An 18,871-nucleotide genomic window follows, 5' to 3' on the forward strand; every position below is an offset into this window, starting at 1 on the left:
AGTGCAATGACAGACAACCCGTACAACGGCACTGCCGCCGACATTGCGGCCGCAGAGGGGCGGATGCGCCAGTGGCCTCCGCTCGAGGACACGGAAGCGACGGTCGCGAGCGTGGTGCGCCAGATCGCTGACGCCGCCGCAACCATCGTGCCCACGCTTCGCTGGGTGTCGGCGGGCGAGCGGACTCAGGGAAGCTGCCCAGCGCCGTTTGCGAGTACCGCGGGGATGTCGGTCTTTCTTCCCGACATGTACTCGACGAGTCCCATCCCCGACGCCGAGTGGCCGGCGGTGCTCCAGGTGGCTCGAGACATCGCGTCGGTACATGGATTAGCGGACATCGAGGTACGGGCAGATCGACCGGGAGACCACAACGTGCGACTCCACAGCGGTGACGGCAACGAGATTCGCCTCGGCACAGCGCGAGCCGCACTGGTCAGCGGTCGAACAGGGTGCCGCTACCTGCGAGCGGATTCCGGGAAGTCCACGGAGTAGCCGGTCGGGCGCACCTTGCCTCTGCTGCCATGAGCTGGCCGCGTTATGGTGCAGGTCACCAGGGTTGACCAACTCGGGTCGCCGGAGAGAAGGATTCGAACAGTGGAAATTCAGGGAACCGCCGCACTGGTCACGGGAGCAGCGTCGGGCCTCGGTGCCGCCACCGCCAAGCGCCTCGTCGACGCCGGAGCCACCGTGTTCGGCCTCGACCTGCAGCAGTCCATCGAGCGCGCCGGCGACACCGTGCCGGACGGCGTGACCCTCCTCGCCACCGACGTCACCAGCGGTGACGAGGTCCAGGCCGCAGTCGAGAAGATCGTCGAATCGGGACTGCCGCTGCGCATCGTCGTCAACTGTGCCGGTGTCGGCTGGGCGGGCCGCATCCTGTCGAAGAAGGGCCCCCACGACCTCGAACTGTTCCGCACGGTCATCACCGTCAACCTGCTCGGCACGTTCAACGTCATGCGGCTGGCCGCCGACGCCATCTCCAAGACCGACACCGTCGACGAGTCCGGGCAGCGCGGCGTCATCATCAACACCGCATCCGTCGCCGCGTTCGAGGGCCAGATCGGCCAGATTGCGTACTCCGCGTCCAAGGGTGGTGTGCATGGCATGACCGTCCCCGCCGCCCGCGACCTCGCCCAGTTCGGCATCCGTGTCAACACCATCGCCCCCGGCATCATCGACACCCCGATGCTCGCCGGCGTCACCGACGAGTACCGCAAGGGACTCGAGGCCGGGGTCCCGTTCCCCTCACGCCTCGGCCAGCCCGCCGAATACGCGCAGCTCGCTCAGATGATTGTCGAACACGACTACCTCAACGGTGAGACCATTCGTATGGATGGTGCGCTGCGTATGGCCCCGCGGTAGGCGGCTCCGCCGCCCGTGCGCGGTTAACGAGTCTCTGGACTCTTCAACCGCGCACGGGGCGCGAAGCGCACGTGAGAGGACGGCATGGGTTTCTACACTGACCGGATCGTTCCGCGGCTCGTCGACATCAGCTGTGGATTGAAATTCACGGAACCGACGCGCCGACGGGTCTGCGCCGGACTGCACGGTCGCGTTGTGGAGATCGGCTTCGGCTCTGGCCTCAACGTCCCGTTCTATCCACCGGATCTCGATTCCGTGAGCGCCGTCGAACCAGCCGATCTCGGCTGGAAGCTGGCCGCGAAAAGGCTGAGCGGGTCCCCGGTAACTGTCGACCGCGCCGGTGTCGACGGTCAGTCGCTCCCGTTCCTGGACAACAGCTTCGACAGTGCATTATCCACCTGGACGATGTGCACCATTCCCGATATCGACGCCGCACTGCGTGAGGTACGCCGAGTACTGAGGCCGGGCGGAACCCTGCATTTCGTCGAGCACGGCCTCGCCCCCGACGCCGGGGTCCAGAAATGGCAGCACCGGCTGGAGCCCATCCAAAAGACCGTGGCCGGTGGTTGCCACCTCACCCGCGACATCCCCGCCCTGCTCACCGACGCCGGTTTCGACATTCGGGAACTCGACGTCTTCTACGAGAAGTCCACTCCCAAGGTGGTCGGCGCCTACTCCCTCGGGTACGCGGCCGCACCGCCCGCTAGGCTCTAGCGCTGACGGTGGGGGGAGCCGGCCGAAGTGGCCGGCAGTCGAAGGGGGCCTTTTGTGGGGGCGTTGAAAGCTGATCTGGACCAGCTCGAAAAGCTGGGGGCAGTATTGCGCGGCCTGGCCGGGGAGGCGGGCAGTTTACGAGTCGGCCCCGCGGCAGGCCCTTTCATGTCGAGCCTGGGCGGCGTCATGAGTTCCGTCCTCGAGGCGTGCAGCATCTCGGGTGACCTCATCGAGGGGTCCCTCGTTCCCGCTCTCGAGGAGCGTCTCGGCGAAACCGGTGAAGTGATGATCAACGTCGCCCGGGAATACCGGGATCAGGACGAAGCGTCCGCCGACCGATTCGTCGCTGCGTACACAGACGCCACGGGTGACTGGAACGCAGAAGGATGACCGTCACCCGCACACAGCTCGAATCGTGGGATCCGTCGATGCTGACCGAGGTCGGTGACGCGTGGATTGCGCTCGGCGTCAAGGTCGAGGACCTGTTCGGCCGCTACGTCGACGGCGTCACGAAGGTGAACGACGCATACTGGGAGGGCAGAACCGCGGAGGCCGCCCAGGGTCGGGCGAATGCCGACAAGAAAACCGCCCTCGCCCTCGTCGATCACCTCGAGGCGCTCGCCAACCGGGCGAAGCAGGGTTTCCACGAAGTGGATGCGCCATTGCAACGCGCCCGTATGGCGATCGTCGGCGCGGAAGCGGCCCAGTTCCACGTATCCGAGGACTTGGTCGTGACGGATCCGATCAATTCCGAGGCGGACACCGACCGAGCGAACGACATGGCCGCCTGGCAACGCGACCTCTCCGACGCAGCGACAGCGACAGTGAATGCCGACAGAACTGTCCGGGACGCCCTGAACACGGCACGTGACGGCCTGCGGGCGGCCTTCACGTCTGCCGCCGCACTCGGTGCAGATCAGGGCCGCACCGATGCGGCCGACCTCGTGTCCGACCCGGGCGGGTTGACCCCGGAGCAGGTCCGGAGGCTGGGCGAGGCGGGTGCCCTGACGCCCGCACAGCTCGATGCAGTGAACAGCGGAAATGCCGCTACCATCCCCGCGTCCCAGATGGAGTACCTGAACCAGGTGAGCCGGTCGCTCGACGGGAAGAGTCCGCAAGAGATCCAGCACATCATGGAGAAGCTGCCGCCCGACGCCCAACGCTCTCTCGCAAACTCGCTCCAGCTCATCTCGAACGAGAAACTCACGGCCACCGTCACCGGCGACTCCGAGGTGCCGACCAAGGGCGGAGGAGGCCTGCTGCCGGACAAGATGCGGGAATCGCTCACCCGGGACGACCTAGTCATCCGAGACTTCAAGATGGTGGGCTCCTCGGGCGCCTCCAGCGTCGAACTCAACGGTGTCGCGGACAATCAGGCCATCGCGAAGATCGTCGAGGCCGGTGATCCGCAGTACCAGGTCGGCAGCGGCCTCGATCAGCACCTACTCGACGTAGGTCGCCAGTACCTCGACGCCCAGGTCGCGCACGAACAGAACCCCAATCACAAGTTCGAGTACTTCACCGTCGACGGCCGCGGCACCGAGAACACGGCCATCACCGAAGGCATCTTCGCAGCCGTCGCGGACGACAAGATCGCCGTCGAGAATGCGGTCACTCATCCCGACATCGGCCAAGGACTGGTTCGCGATGTGCTGCTTCACAATTGGTCCGACAACGGGCAGGCAGCCTCGACGCTCTTCGAGTTCGGGGCTAGTGATGCAACCGTCGAAGACACGAACAACCCGGCGGACGTCGCCACCGCCACCCGCACCGGGAGCATCATGTCGGCCGTCGCGGAAAACATGAGCACCGACTGGGACACGCTGAGGAACATTCCCGGTACCGAAGGCCAGTCCGTCGGGCAGGTCAACCCGGACCTACTTCGGACCGTGTCCCACAGCATGAGCCCGTATGTCGGAGACCTCGCCGGTGCCGGGAGGCCCGAGACGCCCGGATTCGATATCGGCACCTGGGCAGATCCCGCCGACAACAACCACTTCGGCGGCTCGTCGAACGTTTTCGCGGTCCTCAACACCGACCCGGAGGCAGGAACACATTTCACCCAGTCGTCGATGCAGGAAATCCTCGCCGCAGAGGGTCGGTATGCGCACGACCCCTCGGCGCCCCTCTCCGGTGGCGACCTCTCCACAGCGGGTCGAATCCACGGCCTCATGGACAGAGGGCTGCTCCTCTCGACCGAGGACAGCTACAGCGACAAAGCCGAACAGGCGCAAGCCATCTACGACCGCAAAGCAGCGGCGTACGGCGCCCTGACGAGCCTCGGAGGCCTCGGAATAGACAGACTCCCAGGCGGTGAATACATCAACACCATGATCGACGCGGGCGGCGACCCTCTGAAGGACGCCATCATCGGCAAGGCACCCGGCCCGGCACCGTCAGTCGCCCTCGAAGCACCCGACTTCTACCGCGATTACTACAACATTCTCCAAGCCGCACCCGTCCTTCCCGAGTCGTTTCGACGGGAGTATTCGTGGGCGTTCGATGGGTCCGGGAATCTACTGCCGTGGGATGACGTGCGGTCGAAGCCCGACTTGGCCTTTAGTATGAAAGATGGCTACCAAGACATGTTCAATCAGCTCGGAGACCCTGCCGACGGCAATGGCGAGCGCATCCGCAATGGCTACGACGATGTCGTCCGCAATGACGGTTAATCGGGGCGCGCTGATAGTGTGCAGCGCGGTGGCGACGCTGATTTTCGCATCAGGATGCGGGACCGAGCCTCATTTTGAACCGGCACCGACACTAGGCACGCAAGATCGAGAAGTATTGTATTCCCACGTTTGGTCAGCCGATCCGGGGATTGATCTATTTGGCCGTGGTGCCGAATTGGTAAGAGCTACTTACGAGGCCGGCAATTACACGACCTTCGTGGGTCTCGAGAACTCGTATTCTGGGTTCGGTAGAGCGGTGGGTGGCGAAGCCCACCACACCGATCCTGACATCGAATATTTCATGACCTCACGCACAGTCGAAAGCGATACGCAAGCCGAGGGAACAAGTTTCGGGCACATCACCGCCTATCAGTCCACCGAAACTTCGGTTGCCGCAACGGTCTGCCATTACTACCTTTTCCCGGAAAGCGGTACGAATATTTCGCTCAATCCGCTCAAGATGGCATTCCGTATCGAACTGGAGCGAGCCGGGGTGGACGCCGGGCCGGCTGGCATCCCCGATACCGACCCCGCCCGGAAGGACCCGCGCGCACACCGAGTACCGACATGGAATGTGTTCGGCGATTGGAAGATCACCAGGCTTCACTACTTGCGCCAGTTGAACGGAGACGTCATCCCCCGGGGCTGCACCGACTGGTGGCGGCAGCAGTTTCCGAACTTCAGCCCGAACGCGGGCGGCAACCTCGTTCCCCCACCCGGATTCGAACCCCCCACCATGCCGGTGGCCGTGCAGTATCCGGAGTGGATCGGGCCCACAGATGCCCAGTAGACATCCCCGTCGTGGCGAGCAAACCGACATACGCCGGTTCTCCTCGGGGGCCGCCACGGTTGCTGTCTTGGTTATGATGAGCGCATGCGGCACCAACGCCGAGGAGCAGGCGGTACCCCCGCCGACGACTTCGCAGCCGCCAGAGATCCTTTACACCAACGTGTGGTCCGCCGATCCGGGGATCGACCTCCTCAGTCGCAATGCCGAACTCGTACGCGCCACATATGAGGCTGGAGAGCTCACGTCCTTTGTCGGCTTGGAGAAGTCATATTCAGGATTCGCGGACGCCGTTGGCGGGCCCGCGCGGCGCGGCAACCCCGACAAGGACGATTTTTCCACCTGGCTCGAGCCTGAGGACACCCGCCAGGTCGCGGGAACGAACTTCACGCACCTCACCGACTGGGCAACCACTGATTCGCAGGTGGGAGCGACGGTATGTACATACGCACTCTTCACCGAGCCCGCCCCGAATATGACACTGAACCCACTCAGTGTGGCTTTCCGCATCGAACTCGAGCGAACGGACGAGGAGCCCGGGCAAGCTGGCATCCCCGACACCGACCCCGCCCAGGAGGACCCCCGCGCACACCGAGTACCGACATGGAACGTGTTTGACGGTTGGAAAATCACAAAACTTCTCTACCTCCGGCTGCTGACCGATGACGTCATCCCTCAGGGCTGCACCGATTGGTGGCGGCAGCAGTTTCCGGCTTTCACTGAGAACCCTTCGGGCACTCTGGCCGCTCCACCCGGATTCGAACCCCCCACCATGCCGGTGGCCGTGCAGTATCCGGAGTGGATCGGACCCACAGATGCCCAGTAGACATCCCCGTCGTGGCGAGCAAACCGACATACGCCGGTTCTCCTCGGGGGCCGCCACGGTTGCTGTCTTGGTTATGACGAGCGCATGCGGCACCAACGCCGAGGAGCAGGCGGTACCCCCGCCGACGACTTCGCAGCCGCCAGAGATCCTTTACACCAACGTGTGGTCCGCCGATCCGGGCATCGATCTGTTGCAGCGAGGTCCAGAGCTGGTGCGGGCGACGTACGAGTCCGCTGACTACACAAGGTTCGCCGGGCAGTCCCGCTCCTTTCCGGGCTATCCCGAAGCGGTCGGTGGCCCCACACGACGAAGTAACACCGACAAGGAAGACTTTTTCACCTCGGCCGAACCAGGTGGAGACGAGCAAACCGCCCTCACCAACTTCCTCCACATCACCGGCTACGCCGAGACGGCCACCGGTATCGGGGCGACCGTATGTAGCTACAACCTGCATGCCGACCCCGGTGTGAATCTCAGCGTCGAAGGTCTCAACCTCGCTTACCGGATCGAACTCGAGCGGATCGGCGAGGACGGCCTACCCGGCATTCCCGATACCGACCCCGCCCGACACGACCCCCGCGCCAACCGACTGCCGTTGTGGAACGTATTCGACGGCTGGAAAATCACCAAGCTCCGTTACCTGCGACCGATGAAGGGAGACGAGATGCCGCAGGGTTGCATTGATTGGTGGCTACGACAACTCCCGGGTTTTACGCAGAACGCGTCCGCGGTCGTTGTCCCCCCACCCGGATTCGAACCCCCCACCATGCCGGTGGCCGTGCAGTATCCGGAGTGGATCGGGCCCGCGACGCCGGAGTAGGCGACGTCACCGCCCGGGAGTGCAGGTGCTCGTCAACCGCTCAGAGTCGGCGGCGTCGCCGGTCGTCGATGTAGAACAGCACGAGTGCCCCGCACAGAAGGGCGGCTGGGATCCAGGCGGCGGCTCCGCCGAAGTAGCGGGTGGCGAACGCCCCGAGGACGGCTCCACCGGCGAAGCTGCCGACGATGGCGGCGTACACCCGCGTGTGCTGGCGCGATTCGGGGACCTTCTCGATGTATCCGGCGTACGCCGACTCGGTGAAGCGCATGAGGTTGCCCGTGGTGGCGACAGCGATGTACGAGAGTGAGCCGATGGTGCGGAACAGACCGAACTGCATGGCCGCCACGAAAGAGATGGGTACGGTCACCGCCGCGTTGGGGACGTTCGCGGGAACGAACGCGACCGCGACGAGGACGACGATCTGCGCGACCATGGCGATCCGGATGGGGTGATCGAAGACGCTGTGGGCGAGTTCGCCTTTGAGTAGGTGTGCGAATGCGACACCGACGATGAAGGCGAGGATCGGCCACAGGTGTGCCCGTGCGGCGTGGAAGTGCCGCTCCGACAGGTCGATGGCCATGAGGATGACGTTGCCGGTCTGGGCGTTCGCGAAAACTCCGCCGCGGCTGATGTAGGTGTAGGCGTCGAGGAAGCCGCCGGCTGCGGTGAGCAGCAGAGCGAACCGCAGCGTCGTGGATGTCTTCGGCACTTCCACCTGACCACCCCTACCCAGTCGGACTCGTCTTGCAGCCTAGAGGTCCGACGCCAGCGGGATCTCCGACTCCGCCCGATCCGACATCCACTCCCGCAGCACTTTCGTGGCGATCACATCGTCTTCGTTGTATTGCAGGAGCCGCTCGCGCTGGGTGAGGTCGGGTTCACCGTCGTAGCCGACGGCTTCGCGGTACCAACTCATCGAGGCCTCACCGCCGGCGTCGGCGTCACGCCACCTGAAACCTGCGACGGGAGCGATCTTCTTCAGTCCTTTGCCGCCCGGGCAGATGAATTGATCGCTGACCGCTTGATAGATGTCGACCCATTGCGGGCTGTCGATGAACTCACGGATCTCGCCCTCGGTGGGGATGCCCGGGACTCCGGCGAATCGGCGGGCCGAATCGAGCAACCATTTGTCCTCGGCCGCACGTGAATAGCAGTAGGCGGCGAACGTCTTGCCGCTCAGGGCTGCAGCCTCCCGTTCGGCCATCAGCCACGTCCAGAACTCGGCGAATGACCGCGCCTCGTCCTGTGTCGGTACGGGGTCCCAGCTGACGAACGATCGATATACCGACACCCCGTCCATATTGAGCAACGTTCCCCACAGGTAGGCACCGTGTTCCTGGTAGCTCTCCATGTCGACGTCGATCTCGATGTCGGCGCGGGTTACCCGGATCTGCGGAAAGCGCCGGACCAGTGGCGCACCCGCCAGCCAGGCTTTTGCGGTCACCACAGCGTCCTCGAACGCACCGTGCGGCCAGTCCTCGAGAGGTTCGCGGTCCCAAGCGGCAAGGTCGTCGATGGTGTGACAACCGGCCTCGCGCAGCATGTCTGCCCGCGACCCGGTGGCCACCAGGCTCACGTCGTGCGTCAGCGTCAACTGTTCTTCGCAACCGGGCCACCAGGGGCACGACCGACATTCGCCGATCCGGGACGGCACCGTCGCCGATTCCCCCCGCGCCACGGACAGTCGGTCGGCGAAACGCTCGTCGTAGTCCGCGAGGATGGTGCTGAGATCGTGCACGAAGATCACGTCGGAGCCGTATCCGATCGCCCCGGCCAGGCGGGCCGGACTGGCCAACCCGTGCCGCTCGAGCATCCGGTACACCTGTGCCACACGCATCTGGTCGCGGACCTGGCTGCGGGGCTTCCTGCTCGGATCCTCGCGTGGCTCCCACTCGAACATGCCGGACGTCGTCGCGCCCCGACCGGGATCGGTGACCTTGTGATTGACGACGATCACGGGGATGTACCCGCCGCGGTCCGCGTCGCGGATGAGGATCTCGCAACGGGCCTTGCGGCCGGTGTCCCGTTCGAGCGGCAGCACGGCGCCCCAGATCCGGTCCGCGCCTGCCCTGCACGCGGCCACCGTGTCTTCGGCACGAGTGCGCATGCTGCGTTCGGCGTCGATCACTACCCACCGCTCGGGATCGTGTTCGACGAGAAGCCGACGAATGTCTTCGCGGCGGGCGGCGGCCGCATCCTGCCGCTGTCGGACGCCGATGTCCTCCGGCGCAGCGGCGAGGGCTGCGGGGAAGGCGGCGTCGAGATGCACACGGTGACGGCACCGCGTCAGTGCGCTGGCATCGATCACCGGCCCGGGCACCTGTCCGGGAGAGGCGCCGGGTTCTGTTTGCTGACCGATATGGGAACACACGATGACGAAGATTATGTGCTCCCCTAGGCTGATCCCGAAGCACCGGATGCAGTTGGTAGCGTGGGCTGCGCAGAAACACCAGGAAAAGGGGTCTTTTCGATGGGGTTGTTGAAGAAACGTAAGTCCCGAGCCACCCGTAAGGCAGAAGCGAAGGCACTCAAGCACAAGGCGGGAGTGGAAGCGAAGCTGAAGGCACGCAACGAACGCAGGCGGGACAAGGCCGCGTTCAAGTCCGCGCGCAAGCTCGAAGCTGCCGAACTGAAATCACAGAAGAAGATCGAGAAGGCTCAGATCGCTACCCTCAAAGCTCAGGAGAAGGCGGCCGCCCAGAAGGGCTTCACCGTAGCCTCCGTTCGCAAGTATCTCGGTGTCGCGCGGCTCCTCACGCCCGTGCTGCTTCCCATCGTCTACCGCGCCGCAACCGTCGTGCGCGGCCAGATCGACGCCAGGCGCGCCGATCGCATGGGCGTCGGCATCGACCAGCTCGCCAACTTCACCGGTCACGGTGCCAAGCTCAGCGCCCGCATCGCCGGTGCCGAAAGCTCCACCACCGAGATTCTCGGTCAGAAGCCTGACGACGCCGAGACGCAGAAGTTCGCCGGCGCAATCCGCGAGCGCCTCGGTGATCTGAATACCGCCGTCCGCGCGGCGGAACAAATGCCCCAGGCGCGCCGGAAGGCCGCTCACCAGGCCATCTCGTCCGAACTCGACGGTGTCGAAGCGGATCTCCTCGCCCGCCTCGGCGTGCGCTGACCGACTTCGGCGCACTTTCATGTCCCCCGCCCGCTCCGACGCGACCGCCACCCTCAGAGGCGCGGCCGTCGGTGCGCTTTCGGCCGGTCTCGCGGTCGCGGCGCACGGCGCGGGTGGGGGCGGATTTCCCGCATCGGCAGCACTGACGTTGCTGCTCCTCGCCTGTAGCGGCGTGGGCGCGATTACCGCGAACCTGCCGCCACGTTTCCACAGCAACTCGGCCCTTCTCGGCGCGCTCGGTTTCGGACAGGTCGCCGGCCACCTCACGCTCGCAGCTACAGCACACGTGCACGCAGTTCTCCCCACTGCTCCGATGCTGCTGGCGCACGCAGCCGCCACCGTCGTCTGCGCGTTGCTCATTGCCAGCGCCGAACGGCTCTACCGTTCGCTGGTCCACGTATGGCGGGTGGTGTTACGCGGGGAACCTCGACCCGTCGCGGTCGCTGCTGCCCTCCCTCACCCCGTCCCCCGCAGAAACCCCGTCGACGCACTGCTCCGAGCGAGCATCTCCCGTCGCGGTCCCCCTGTTCTGGTCTGAACCTTCATCTCACTTCGCCTTCAGACCAGTAAGGACCTTTCTTCGATGAACTCCCTAGTTTCGCGTGCCCTTTTCACCGCCGGCGCCGCCGGTGGTGCCATGTTGCTCACGGCCGGTGTTGCCGCCGCACACGTGACGGTCGCGGCTCCGGGCGCCGAACAGGGCGGCTACTCCGTCCTGACGTTCCGGGTGCCCACCGAATCCGAAACGGCGTCCACCACCGCGCTCACCGTGACACTTCCCGGCCTCAAATCGGCTCGCACCGAACCGCTGCCGGGCTGGACGGCCGTCGTCGCCAAGGACCCGGGATCCAAGCTCGCGACCTCGGTGACGTGGACGGCCGATCCCGGTGTCGGGGTGGGACCCGGCCAATTCCAGCAATTCGTGCTGTCGGCCGGACCTCTGCCCGAACAGGACGAGGTGTCGTTCCCGGCAGCACAGACCTACAGCGACGGCAACGTCGTCAACTGGGATCAGCCCGCCGGCCCGGACGGTGCCGAACCGGACAAGCCGGCACCCACGCTCACCCTCGCGGCCTCCAGCGGGGAAGACGGCAGCCACGACGTCGTGTCCTCGTCGGCCGATGACCACGAGGTGGCGGCCGCGGGAACCGACGACACCGCCCGTTGGTTGGGTGGCGTCGGACTCGTCCTCGGCGCGCTGGGTGCGGCCCTCGGTCTCGGCGCACTAGTTCGAAGTCGTCGCTCATGATGGCGCGCGCAACGCTCACCTCGGCCAAGGTGATCGCCGTCGGACTGCTGGCGATGCTGGCGAGCATGCTCGGTGTCGGCTCCGCCGCCGCCCACTCGGTGGTGCTCAGTTCCAACCCGGAGAACGGTGCGCAGATCGCGGCAGCGCCCGAACGGGTGAGTGTCACGTTCAACGAGGCGCTCCAGGAGTCGTTCGCGTCGCTCACCGTGGTGGGCCCCGACGGCAACCTGTGGACCAAGGGCGACCCCTCGGTCGAAGGGGCCACCGTGAGCGCGGAGCTCGGTGAACTGGGCCAGGCCGGTGACTACACCATCGCCTTCCGCGTCACCTCCGCCGACGGACATCCGGTGAGCGGAACCCGAACGTTCACGCTCACCCAGGCGGGGTCGGGAACACCGGGCGCCGCCGCCGACAGCTCAGGTGATTCGGGCTCCGGAGGCATCCCGTTGTGGCCGTTCGTCGGCGCGGGTGTGCTCGTGTTCGGTGCCGGGCTGTGGTTCGCGCTCCGCACACCGCGCGAGCGGAACTGAGCACGGTGGGCACGGTGCGGCAGTGGTGGCTGCTGTTCGCCGTGCCCACCTCGCTCGTGGGTGTTGCCGGTGGGTGGGCGCTGGCTCGACCGGAAGACCCCAGCCCCTCGAGCGCTGTGCGGGCTCTGTGCCTGATCCTGGGGTCGGTGGTCCTGGGACTGGCCGCACTCGGGTGGTGGGGCCGGACGGACATCCGTCCCCTCGTGCAGGACGCCAACCTGTGGCGACTGTTGACGGCCGTGGCCGGATCGTGGATGGCCGCCGAGGCGGTCGTGTTCGCCATGACGGCGGCGGAAGCCGACGCCCTCCCCCTGTCCGGATTGACGGTCGGCCGGTTCGGTGCCTACGTCACCGACATCAGTGCCGGACGTATCGACCTCGCCGTCTTCGCGTGCACTGCAGCGGTCACCGCATGGTCGCTGTTCGCGTTCCGGCATCCCGGGGCTCGTCTTCCCGTTGCGGTCGCTGTCTTGACGGCCTTCGCCATCGTCGCGCGCCCCGTCACCGGGCACATGTCGCAGCAGGTACTCGGTTCGGTACTCGACGCCCTTCACGCCCTGGCAGCCGCCACCTGGTTCGGTCTGCTGACCGCCTTGGCACTGACGCTCCGTTCACGGGGGGACTGGTCGAGGTGGCTGCCCCGGTACTCGGACGTCGCGGTGTGGTGCGTGTGTCTGCTCACCCTGACCGGTGTCGTGGACGCTGCTGTCCGATTGGGCGGGGTGTCGGCCCTGACCGACACCGGCTACGGCCGCATCGTGGTCGCCAAGGCCGTGATGCTCGCGGCACTGCTCGCACTGGGGTGGTGGTGGCGTCGCACCTGGGTCGGCCGAGCCGCCGCGCACCGGATGAGCGCAGACGACTCCTTGCGGCGCGCCACAGTCGAGGTGGTGGCGATGGCGGTGGCCTTCGGTCTCGCCGCCGCCCTCGCCACCACTGCCTGACCCCCCTGTGAGTACTTATCAACAACCTGTTGTTAATAAGTACTCACAGGGGTCAGAACGAGCTTCCCCCGGCTGCCGCCCTTTTCACTCTCACGATGGGCGTCCGCAGCACCGGCGAGGGCAAAGGTGCGGGCGGGTGGCAGTGCCAGTGCGCCGGCCGCGGCCGCACTACCGAGGCGTCGCAGGATTTCGGCGCTCCAGTCGTCGGAGGTGCCGGAGGAGAAGGTGATACCGAGCTCGAAGGCCGCCCCGTCGGACAACGTCACGATCCGCTCGGTACCGCCGCGCAGCTCGACTGCGGCCGGCAGCCCCCCGACTCCGGCATCGAGGACGGCGTCGACACCCTGCGGTGCGAGTTCACGCACCCGCTGGGCCAAGCCGTCACCGTACGTCGTCGGGACGACGTCCAGTGCGCGGAGTGCGTCATGGTGGCGTTCGCTGGCGGTGCCGATCACCGTGACTCCTCGTTGCCGCGCCAATTGGACGGCCAGGGTTCCGACTGTTCCCGACGCTCCGTTCACCAGGAGTGTCTCGCCCTCACGCAGGTCGAGCAGTCGAAGTCCGCGATCGGCGGCTTCCCCGGCCACCGGGATCGTGACGGCGTCCGTCCAGCTCAATTCGCGCGGTTTGGGGACGATGACGGTGGCGAGCACGTAGTCGGCGTAACCGCCGGTGTCGGACCAGCCGAACATTTCGTCCCCGACCACAGCTCCGGTCGCAGACGGACCGACGGCATCGACGACGCCGGCCACCTCACTGCCCGGAACTTTCGGAAACTGCACCGACATCACCTCGGCCATCGAACCCGACCGGACCTTCCAGTCGATCGGGTTCACCCCGGCGGCGCGGACAGCGAGGCGCACCTGGTTCCCCGTGGGTTCCGGAACGGGAACGTCGACCACTTCGAGTACGTCGGGACCACCGTAAGAGGAGTAGGAGACGGCCTTCATGGTCTGCTTCGGATTCGTCATAACCACCATGTTGTCTCGCAGGGCGGTCGCTCGCCTACCCCTGTGAGTATTTATCGACAACGGGTTGTTAATAAGTACTCACGGCAGGGCCCTCACAGGGCAAGGGCGGCCTTCTTCAAATCCTCGACGAGTCCGGAGAACGCCTCGTCTCGATCCGGTCCGCGCAGGACGGCGGACGGGTGGATGGTCACGAAGACGTCGGGATCGCCGGCGACGTCCACTTCACCGTCGAGATGCAGCCGCTCCCCGCGATGCTCGGTGAGCCGGAACGCCGGTCCGAGCAGCGCCTGGGCGGCGGTGGCGCCGAGGCACACCAGGACATCGGGTTGTACCGCGTGCAGCTCGGCGACGAGCCACGGCCTGCACGCCACGATTTCGGTGCGGTTCGGTTTCTTGTGGATGCGGCGCTGACCGCGTTCGGCGGGTACGTACTTGAAGTGCTTGACCGCGTTGGTGACGTAGGTGAGATCCCGGTCGATGCCCGCCGCTTCGAGGGCCTTGTTCAGCAGCTTGCCCGCGGGCCCGACGAACGGTTGCCCCGCGCGGTCCTCCTGATCCCCCGGTTGTTCGCCGATGAGCATCATCCGGGCGGAGCGCTTGCCGGCGCCGAAGACGGTCTGCTCGGCGTCGCGGTAGAGATCGCAGCCGCGGCATCCGCCGGCGGCGTCCGACAACGCGTCGAGGTCGACGGTGTCGGGCACGAACGGCGCTGCCGACTGCTTCGTGGCTCGTGGCATGCGGGTCGAGTACCCGCGGGAGGGGTATTCATTCGCCGGACCTGCCAATTAGTTTAGCGCTAAGATATACTGAATCGACGCCTACTTCGAAAGCGAGTCCCCATGTCCATGACTGAAGTCTCCGCCCATCACCCCTACAGCCCGGCCGTGGTCGCGGGAGGGTTGGCCTTCGTTTCTGGTGCCCTGTCCGTCGACGCCGAGGGCGTTGCCGTACCCGGGCGCACCGAAGCTCTCGACGCCGCCGTGGACAGGATGGTCGATCGCCTCGCCACCGTGGGTGGACAGCTTCAGGACGTCGTGAAGCTGACCTACTACGTCACCGACCTGACCCTGCGTGAAGAGGCCAACCGGCAGTTCGAGCGCATCTTCGACGAACCGCGCCCGGCCCGCACCTTCCTCGAGGTGAGCAGCCTCCCGTACGGCGCGATCGCCGAGATCGATGCCGTCGCCGCAGTCGGTGGCCGCTGAGCGACTCCCTCGACCAGACGACCGCGGGTCCCCGTCCTCGATACACCGGACGGGGACCCGCGGCGCGTCCCCTCCTCCCGGCAATCCGATACCTTGGGACTCAACAGTTCAGGACCACAAAGTTCAGGAGGTGCCCCGGTGACGCAACGCCCGGTTCCCGACCGTGACGCCGTCGACGACATCGTCGATCAGTGGGCACGCCAGTGGCCTGAACTGGATGTGAGTCCACTGAAGGTTCTGGGCCGCTTGCACCGTTCGTACCTGCGTTACCAGGCCTCGCTGGCTGTCGTGTTCGAAGAGCACGGCATCAACATGGCGTCGTTCGATGTGCTCGCCGCGCTGCGGCGTTCGGGTCCGCCCTACCGGATGACATCCGGGCAGTTGGCGGAGTCCGCTCTCGTGACGACGGGCGGCGTGACCCTCCGTGTCGACCGACTGGAGAAGGCGGGTCTCGTCGAGCGTGAGCGGGACGCGGAAGACCGCCGGATCGTGTACGCACAGCTCACCGACGAGGGCCTTAGGGTGATCGAGAAGGTGGCGGAGGCACACTTCGCGAACGAGGCGCGAATTCTCAGTGGTATGTCCGCGAAGGATCAGGCGTCCCTCGCGGAACTGCTCCGCAAACTCGAACATTCGATCGTCGACAACCAGACGCCCCTCACCTAGGGAGACAACCAGACGCCCCTCACCTCGGGACCTGGTTCAGCAGGCCGGCCTCTCGACGAGTCCGGTGTCGCAGTCGAAGCCGATGAAGCGTTCGGCTGCGGCCGTCATCTCGACGATGAACCGACGTTGCTCGTCCGGGGAGGCGCCGATCAGGTGGGCGGCTCCCCGCCACTGCGCGTCCGACAGTTTGCGGGCGAGCTGGGCGGCCTCGGCGCAGGGCCGTGCGATCCCGGCCTCGTCCAGCCCTTCGATGAAGCGGGTGTACCGGGCCAGGATCCGGGTGTGCGCCTGCAACAGCTGCTCACCGACCACGGGGTCGACGGCCGCCCGCGCTTCGATAAGGGTGAAGAGCCGGCCGACGCTGTAGACGGTGTCGATGAATGCGGCAGTGGCCGCGCCCAGCACGGTACGAGGGTCCGCGTCCGGCGGTACCGCGGTGCGCTGCGCTTCGAGGAACTTCTCGAACACGGCGGCGGAAACCGCATGAAATGCGTCCTTCGTGGACCGGAAGTGCCGACGGAAGTCTGTCACCGACCTGCCGGCGTTCTCCGCGATGACCGCCTCCGTGGTCTTGTCGTATCCGAGCTCCGCGAAGCAACGACCCGCCGCCTCGATCAACGCACACCGATCCGCAACGCCGTCGTTTTCGTGCACCGCTCGCGCCTCCTCGTACCGGCCGGCTCCCGACGTGTCGGCCGTCACACATTCTTGGTTGACACTTCATTCAAGTCAACCCGCGCGACCTTACGCTCCAGCGAGCGCCTCCGCCTGCGCTACGGCCTGGCTCCGGTAGAGACGGCGCAGGCGGATGACCCCGAGGTCGTGCTGGTAGAGGTTCTCGGCCTGGTCGGCGTCGGCGGCCATCGCCTCGAGCATGACACGGTCCTGTTCGAGAACCGCCCAGTGCCGCTCCTCGAGTTTCGTGCGGTAGAGGAAGCGCCAGACGTCGCGCTCCCAGCCCTCCACCCGGCGGTACCGCCAGAAGAAGACGGCGGTGGTCTCGGCGTCGATGGGTGTTCCCATCCCGACGATGCCGAACGATCCGCCGGGGCCTGCGGTGGGCGGGTACGGGATTTCCAGGTCGACCCAGTCGACTCCGGTCCGGCAGAATTCCACCCAGTCGAAGTTCACGCCGCGCTGGTCGGTCTTCTCGAAGAAGAACCCGCGATCGGTTTCCCGGATGCGGAACTTGGCGGACGTTTCCCCGCCGAACATCGAATGCGACTCGCGGTGCAGGAACGCGCCGTGCATCGGATCGAGGAGGTTCTCGAGGGTGAAGCGCCAGGGCGCCTTCCATTCGGCGTAGCAGAGGAAACGGGAAATACCGTCGTCCACGAGGCGTTCGGGGAGTTCGAGGGGACCCGGTTCGGCGTCCGGATCGGTGCCGAACCATGCCAGGACGGCGCCGGCCACCTCACGGACCGGGAGGCTGGTGACGAGCCGCTTGCCCTCGAGATTGCACCCGGGCATTCCCGGCACGGACACGACGGTTCCGCCGCCGTCGACCTGGACCCCGTGATATTTGCAGGCAACCCGGTCACCGAGGTGCTGTCCCTGCGACAGCGGTGCTCCGCGGTGCGGGCACCTGTCGGCGAGCATGCGGAGGCTTCCGTCGGACTGACGAAACAGAAGCCAGTCCTCGCCGAGGCGTCGCACCTTCTTCATGTCGCCACGCGCGACGAAGTCCGAGGGACAGACCGCGTGCCATTGGTTCCGCATGCCGGTGGCGAAGATTTCGTCGCCGGTCAGTGCCGTCTTGTTCAGTCGATTCACCATGTTCAGGCCGCCATCCGTCGCATCTCGTCCGTGAACGTGTCGGGGGTCCACGGTTCCCCACTCGGGCTGCAGATACCGAGGTCGTTCAACCCCTTCACCAATCCCTCGAGGTGGTGCACACCGGTACCGAAGACCTCTTCGATGGCACCGGCAAGCTTGAGCTCGTACGGAGTGGGGCCCGCCGTGCCGGCCTGCCGTGGTTGCAGGTAAAGACTCATGGTTCTTCCCTTCTAGAGGTCCAGCACGAGCTCGTCGGAGCGGGCGCGGGAAACGCAGATCATCATGGTTGTGCCGGACTCCTGCTCGGCGCTCGAGAGCAGCGAGTCACGGTGATCGGGGGTGCCGCACAGGACACGGGTTTCGCAGGTACCGCAGATGCCCTCCCGGCACGAGTTGGGGACGTCGACACCGGCTTCCTCGAGCGCGTCGAGGACGGTCCTGTCGGCGGCGACGGTGGTGGATATGCCCGACCGCTCGCAGACGACCCGGACCGGCCGGTCACCGGCCAGCGTGTCGGCGGGTATTTCCTTGGCTTTGAAACGTTCGAGCTGAATGGACCCTTCGGGCCACGCGGAGGCGACGTTCTCGAGGGCGGCGAGCAGGCCCTCGGGTCCGCACGCGTAGACGAGGGTGTTTTCGCGAACCTCGCCGAGGAGAGCGTTCAGGTCGAGGATGCCGTCCACGTCTTCGGTGACGACCTGCACCCGTTCGCCGTGCGCGGACAGTTCGTCGAGGAACGCCATCGACGCGCGGGAGCGTCCGCCGTAGTGCAGTTCCCAGTCGGCGCCCATCCGCGTGGCTTCGCCGATCATCGCGAGGAGCGGTGTGATCCCGATTCCACCGGCGACGAACAGGTAGCGGGGAGAGGGGAGGAATTCGAAGTTGTTTCGCGGTGGGCTCACGTGGACGGTGTCGCCGGGACGCAGCGTCTCGTGAATGTGCCGGGATCCGCCGCGACCGTGTGCCTCGTGCAGGACCGCGACTCGGTATCCGGTCTTGTCGTCGGGATCGCCGCAGAGGGAGTACTGCCGCACGGTGCCGGCGCCCAGGTGCAGATCCAGATGGGCACCCGGGGTCCACTCGTGGACGGCCCCGCCGTCGGGCCGTTCGAGGCGGAGCGAGACGACGCCCGAGGACTCGACCCGCATCTGACGGACCATCATGGGGATGGTGTCTGCGTCTGTTGTCATCGATACTCCTGCACTCGGCATTTCCTTAGTGCTCA

Annotated in this window: 23 protein-coding genes; 15 read left to right on the forward strand and 8 right to left on the reverse strand. The window is 66.0% G+C overall.

Features of this window, described 5'->3' with window-relative positions; all coding sequences use genetic code 11:
- The first annotated feature begins 6 nt into the window (after window positions 1-6).
- The 8 genes from R4P95_RS22335 to R4P95_RS22370 all read left to right on the forward strand — a co-directional run bounded on the left by R4P95_RS22335 (window position 7) and on the right by R4P95_RS22370 (window position 7,181).
- On the forward strand, window positions 7-492 hold the full coding sequence (locus R4P95_RS22335) for an LppA family lipoprotein (RefSeq protein WP_317745302.1): 486 nt from the start codon (window positions 7-9) through the stop codon (window positions 490-492).
- Between the two features lie 102 nt (window positions 493-594).
- Complete coding sequence (locus R4P95_RS22340; protein ID WP_213574809.1) at window positions 595-1,362, forward strand: SDR family NAD(P)-dependent oxidoreductase; 768 nt, start codon at window positions 595-597, stop codon at window positions 1,360-1,362.
- A gap of 84 nt (window positions 1,363-1,446) precedes the next feature.
- A complete protein-coding gene (locus tag R4P95_RS22345; protein ID WP_317745303.1) occupies window positions 1,447-2,076 on the forward strand; it encodes a class I SAM-dependent methyltransferase in 630 nt (209 codons plus the stop codon).
- A 54-nt stretch (window positions 2,077-2,130) separates the two neighbouring features.
- Window positions 2,131-2,466, forward strand: a complete 336-nt coding sequence (locus R4P95_RS22350) for a hypothetical protein (protein ID WP_317745304.1) — start codon at window positions 2,131-2,133, stop codon at window positions 2,464-2,466.
- Window positions 2,463-4,748, forward strand: a complete 2,286-nt coding sequence (locus R4P95_RS22355) for a hypothetical protein (protein ID WP_317745305.1) — start codon at window positions 2,463-2,465, stop codon at window positions 4,746-4,748. Before R4P95_RS22350 ends, R4P95_RS22355 begins: the two co-directional genes overlap by 4 nt.
- Before the next feature lie 28 nt (window positions 4,749-4,776).
- The gene (locus R4P95_RS22360) at window positions 4,777-5,538 is read left to right on the forward strand and encodes a hypothetical protein (RefSeq protein WP_317745306.1); all 762 of its coding nucleotides are present in this window, start codon (window positions 4,777-4,779) and stop codon (window positions 5,536-5,538) included.
- 73 nt (window positions 5,539-5,611) lie between these two features.
- Window positions 5,612-6,361 carry a hypothetical protein gene (locus R4P95_RS22365; protein WP_317745307.1) on the forward strand — a complete coding sequence of 250 codons (750 nt, stop codon included), beginning with the start codon at window positions 5,612-5,614 and terminating at the stop codon, window positions 6,359-6,361.
- Between the two features lie 73 nt (window positions 6,362-6,434).
- The gene (locus tag R4P95_RS22370; protein ID WP_317745308.1) at window positions 6,435-7,181 is read left to right on the forward strand and encodes a hypothetical protein; all 747 of its coding nucleotides are present in this window, start codon (window positions 6,435-6,437) and stop codon (window positions 7,179-7,181) included.
- A gap of 40 nt (window positions 7,182-7,221) precedes the next feature.
- On the opposite strand, the gene R4P95_RS22375 is transcribed toward R4P95_RS22370, so the two are convergent.
- Together R4P95_RS22375 and R4P95_RS22380 are read right to left on the reverse strand one after the other, a co-directional pair.
- Entirely contained in the window at window positions 7,222-7,896 is a 675-nt protein-coding gene (locus tag R4P95_RS22375; RefSeq protein WP_159918731.1) for a YoaK family protein, read from the reverse strand.
- A gap of 36 nt (window positions 7,897-7,932) precedes the next feature.
- Window positions 7,933-9,489, reverse strand: coding sequence for a TM0106 family RecB-like putative nuclease (locus tag R4P95_RS22380; protein WP_317745309.1), 1,557 nt, complete (start codon window positions 9,487-9,489; stop codon window positions 7,933-7,935).
- Window positions 9,490-9,651: 162 nt separating this feature from the next.
- On the opposite strand from R4P95_RS22380, the gene R4P95_RS22385 reads away from it, so the two are divergent.
- The 5 genes from R4P95_RS22385 to R4P95_RS22405 are packed head-to-tail and all read left to right on the forward strand — an operon-like array spanning window position 9,652 to window position 13,028.
- Window positions 9,652-10,305, forward strand: coding sequence for a DUF6474 family protein (locus R4P95_RS22385; protein ID WP_159918729.1), 654 nt, complete (start codon window positions 9,652-9,654; stop codon window positions 10,303-10,305).
- A 19-nt stretch (window positions 10,306-10,324) separates the two neighbouring features.
- On the forward strand, window positions 10,325-10,843 hold the full coding sequence (locus R4P95_RS22390; RefSeq protein WP_317745310.1) for a hypothetical protein: 519 nt from the start codon (window positions 10,325-10,327) through the stop codon (window positions 10,841-10,843).
- 45 nt (window positions 10,844-10,888) lie between these two features.
- Window positions 10,889-11,554: a YcnI family protein gene (locus R4P95_RS22395; protein ID WP_317745311.1), complete on the forward strand. Its 666-nt coding sequence runs from the start codon at window positions 10,889-10,891 to the stop codon at window positions 11,552-11,554.
- Entirely contained in the window at window positions 11,551-12,084 is a 534-nt protein-coding gene (locus R4P95_RS22400) for a copper resistance protein CopC (protein ID WP_317745312.1), read from the forward strand. The genes R4P95_RS22395 and R4P95_RS22400 overlap by 4 nt, the downstream gene beginning before the upstream one ends.
- Before the next feature lie 5 nt (window positions 12,085-12,089).
- Complete coding sequence (locus R4P95_RS22405) at window positions 12,090-13,028, forward strand: CopD family protein (RefSeq protein WP_317745721.1); 939 nt, start codon at window positions 12,090-12,092, stop codon at window positions 13,026-13,028.
- Window positions 13,029-13,060: 32 nt separating this feature from the next.
- Here the strand turns inward: R4P95_RS22405 and R4P95_RS22410 are convergent, their stop codons facing one another.
- Window positions 13,061-13,978, reverse strand: a complete 918-nt coding sequence (locus tag R4P95_RS22410) for an NADP-dependent oxidoreductase (protein ID WP_213577424.1) — start codon at window positions 13,976-13,978, stop codon at window positions 13,061-13,063.
- 113 nt (window positions 13,979-14,091) lie between these two features.
- A complete protein-coding gene (locus tag R4P95_RS22415; protein ID WP_317745313.1) occupies window positions 14,092-14,736 on the reverse strand; it encodes a UdgX family uracil-DNA binding protein in 645 nt (214 codons plus the stop codon).
- A 102-nt stretch (window positions 14,737-14,838) separates the two neighbouring features.
- Here R4P95_RS22415 and R4P95_RS22420 point away from each other — a divergent pair, with 102 nt between their 5' ends.
- Window positions 14,839-15,204, forward strand: a complete 366-nt coding sequence (locus R4P95_RS22420; protein WP_109325915.1) for a RidA family protein — start codon at window positions 14,839-14,841, stop codon at window positions 15,202-15,204.
- 138 nt (window positions 15,205-15,342) lie between these two features.
- Complete coding sequence (locus R4P95_RS22425; RefSeq protein WP_317745314.1) at window positions 15,343-15,870, forward strand: MarR family transcriptional regulator; 528 nt, start codon at window positions 15,343-15,345, stop codon at window positions 15,868-15,870.
- Window positions 15,871-15,906: 36 nt separating this feature from the next.
- On the opposite strand, the gene R4P95_RS22430 is transcribed toward R4P95_RS22425, so the two are convergent.
- The 4 genes from R4P95_RS22430 to R4P95_RS22445 are packed head-to-tail and all read right to left on the reverse strand — an operon-like array spanning window position 15,907 to window position 18,836.
- Complete coding sequence (locus R4P95_RS22430) at window positions 15,907-16,572, reverse strand: TetR/AcrR family transcriptional regulator (RefSeq protein ID WP_249354113.1); 666 nt, start codon at window positions 16,570-16,572, stop codon at window positions 15,907-15,909.
- Between the two features lie 42 nt (window positions 16,573-16,614).
- Complete coding sequence (locus tag R4P95_RS22435) at window positions 16,615-17,646, reverse strand: aromatic ring-hydroxylating dioxygenase subunit alpha (protein ID WP_317745315.1); 1,032 nt, start codon at window positions 17,644-17,646, stop codon at window positions 16,615-16,617.
- 2 nt (window positions 17,647-17,648) lie between these two features.
- Window positions 17,649-17,864 carry a recombinase-like helix-turn-helix domain-containing protein gene (locus R4P95_RS22440; RefSeq protein ID WP_159918720.1) on the reverse strand — a complete coding sequence of 72 codons (216 nt, stop codon included), beginning with the start codon at window positions 17,862-17,864 and terminating at the stop codon, window positions 17,649-17,651.
- 12 nt (window positions 17,865-17,876) lie between these two features.
- Complete coding sequence (locus R4P95_RS22445) at window positions 17,877-18,836, reverse strand: PDR/VanB family oxidoreductase (protein ID WP_317745316.1); 960 nt, start codon at window positions 18,834-18,836, stop codon at window positions 17,877-17,879.
- Between the last annotated feature and the right edge of the window lie 35 nt (window positions 18,837-18,871).

The organism is Rhodococcus sp. IEGM 27 (assembly GCF_033142305.1).
Lineage (GTDB): Bacteria > Actinomycetota > Actinomycetes > Mycobacteriales > Mycobacteriaceae > Rhodococcus_F > Rhodococcus_F oxybenzonivorans.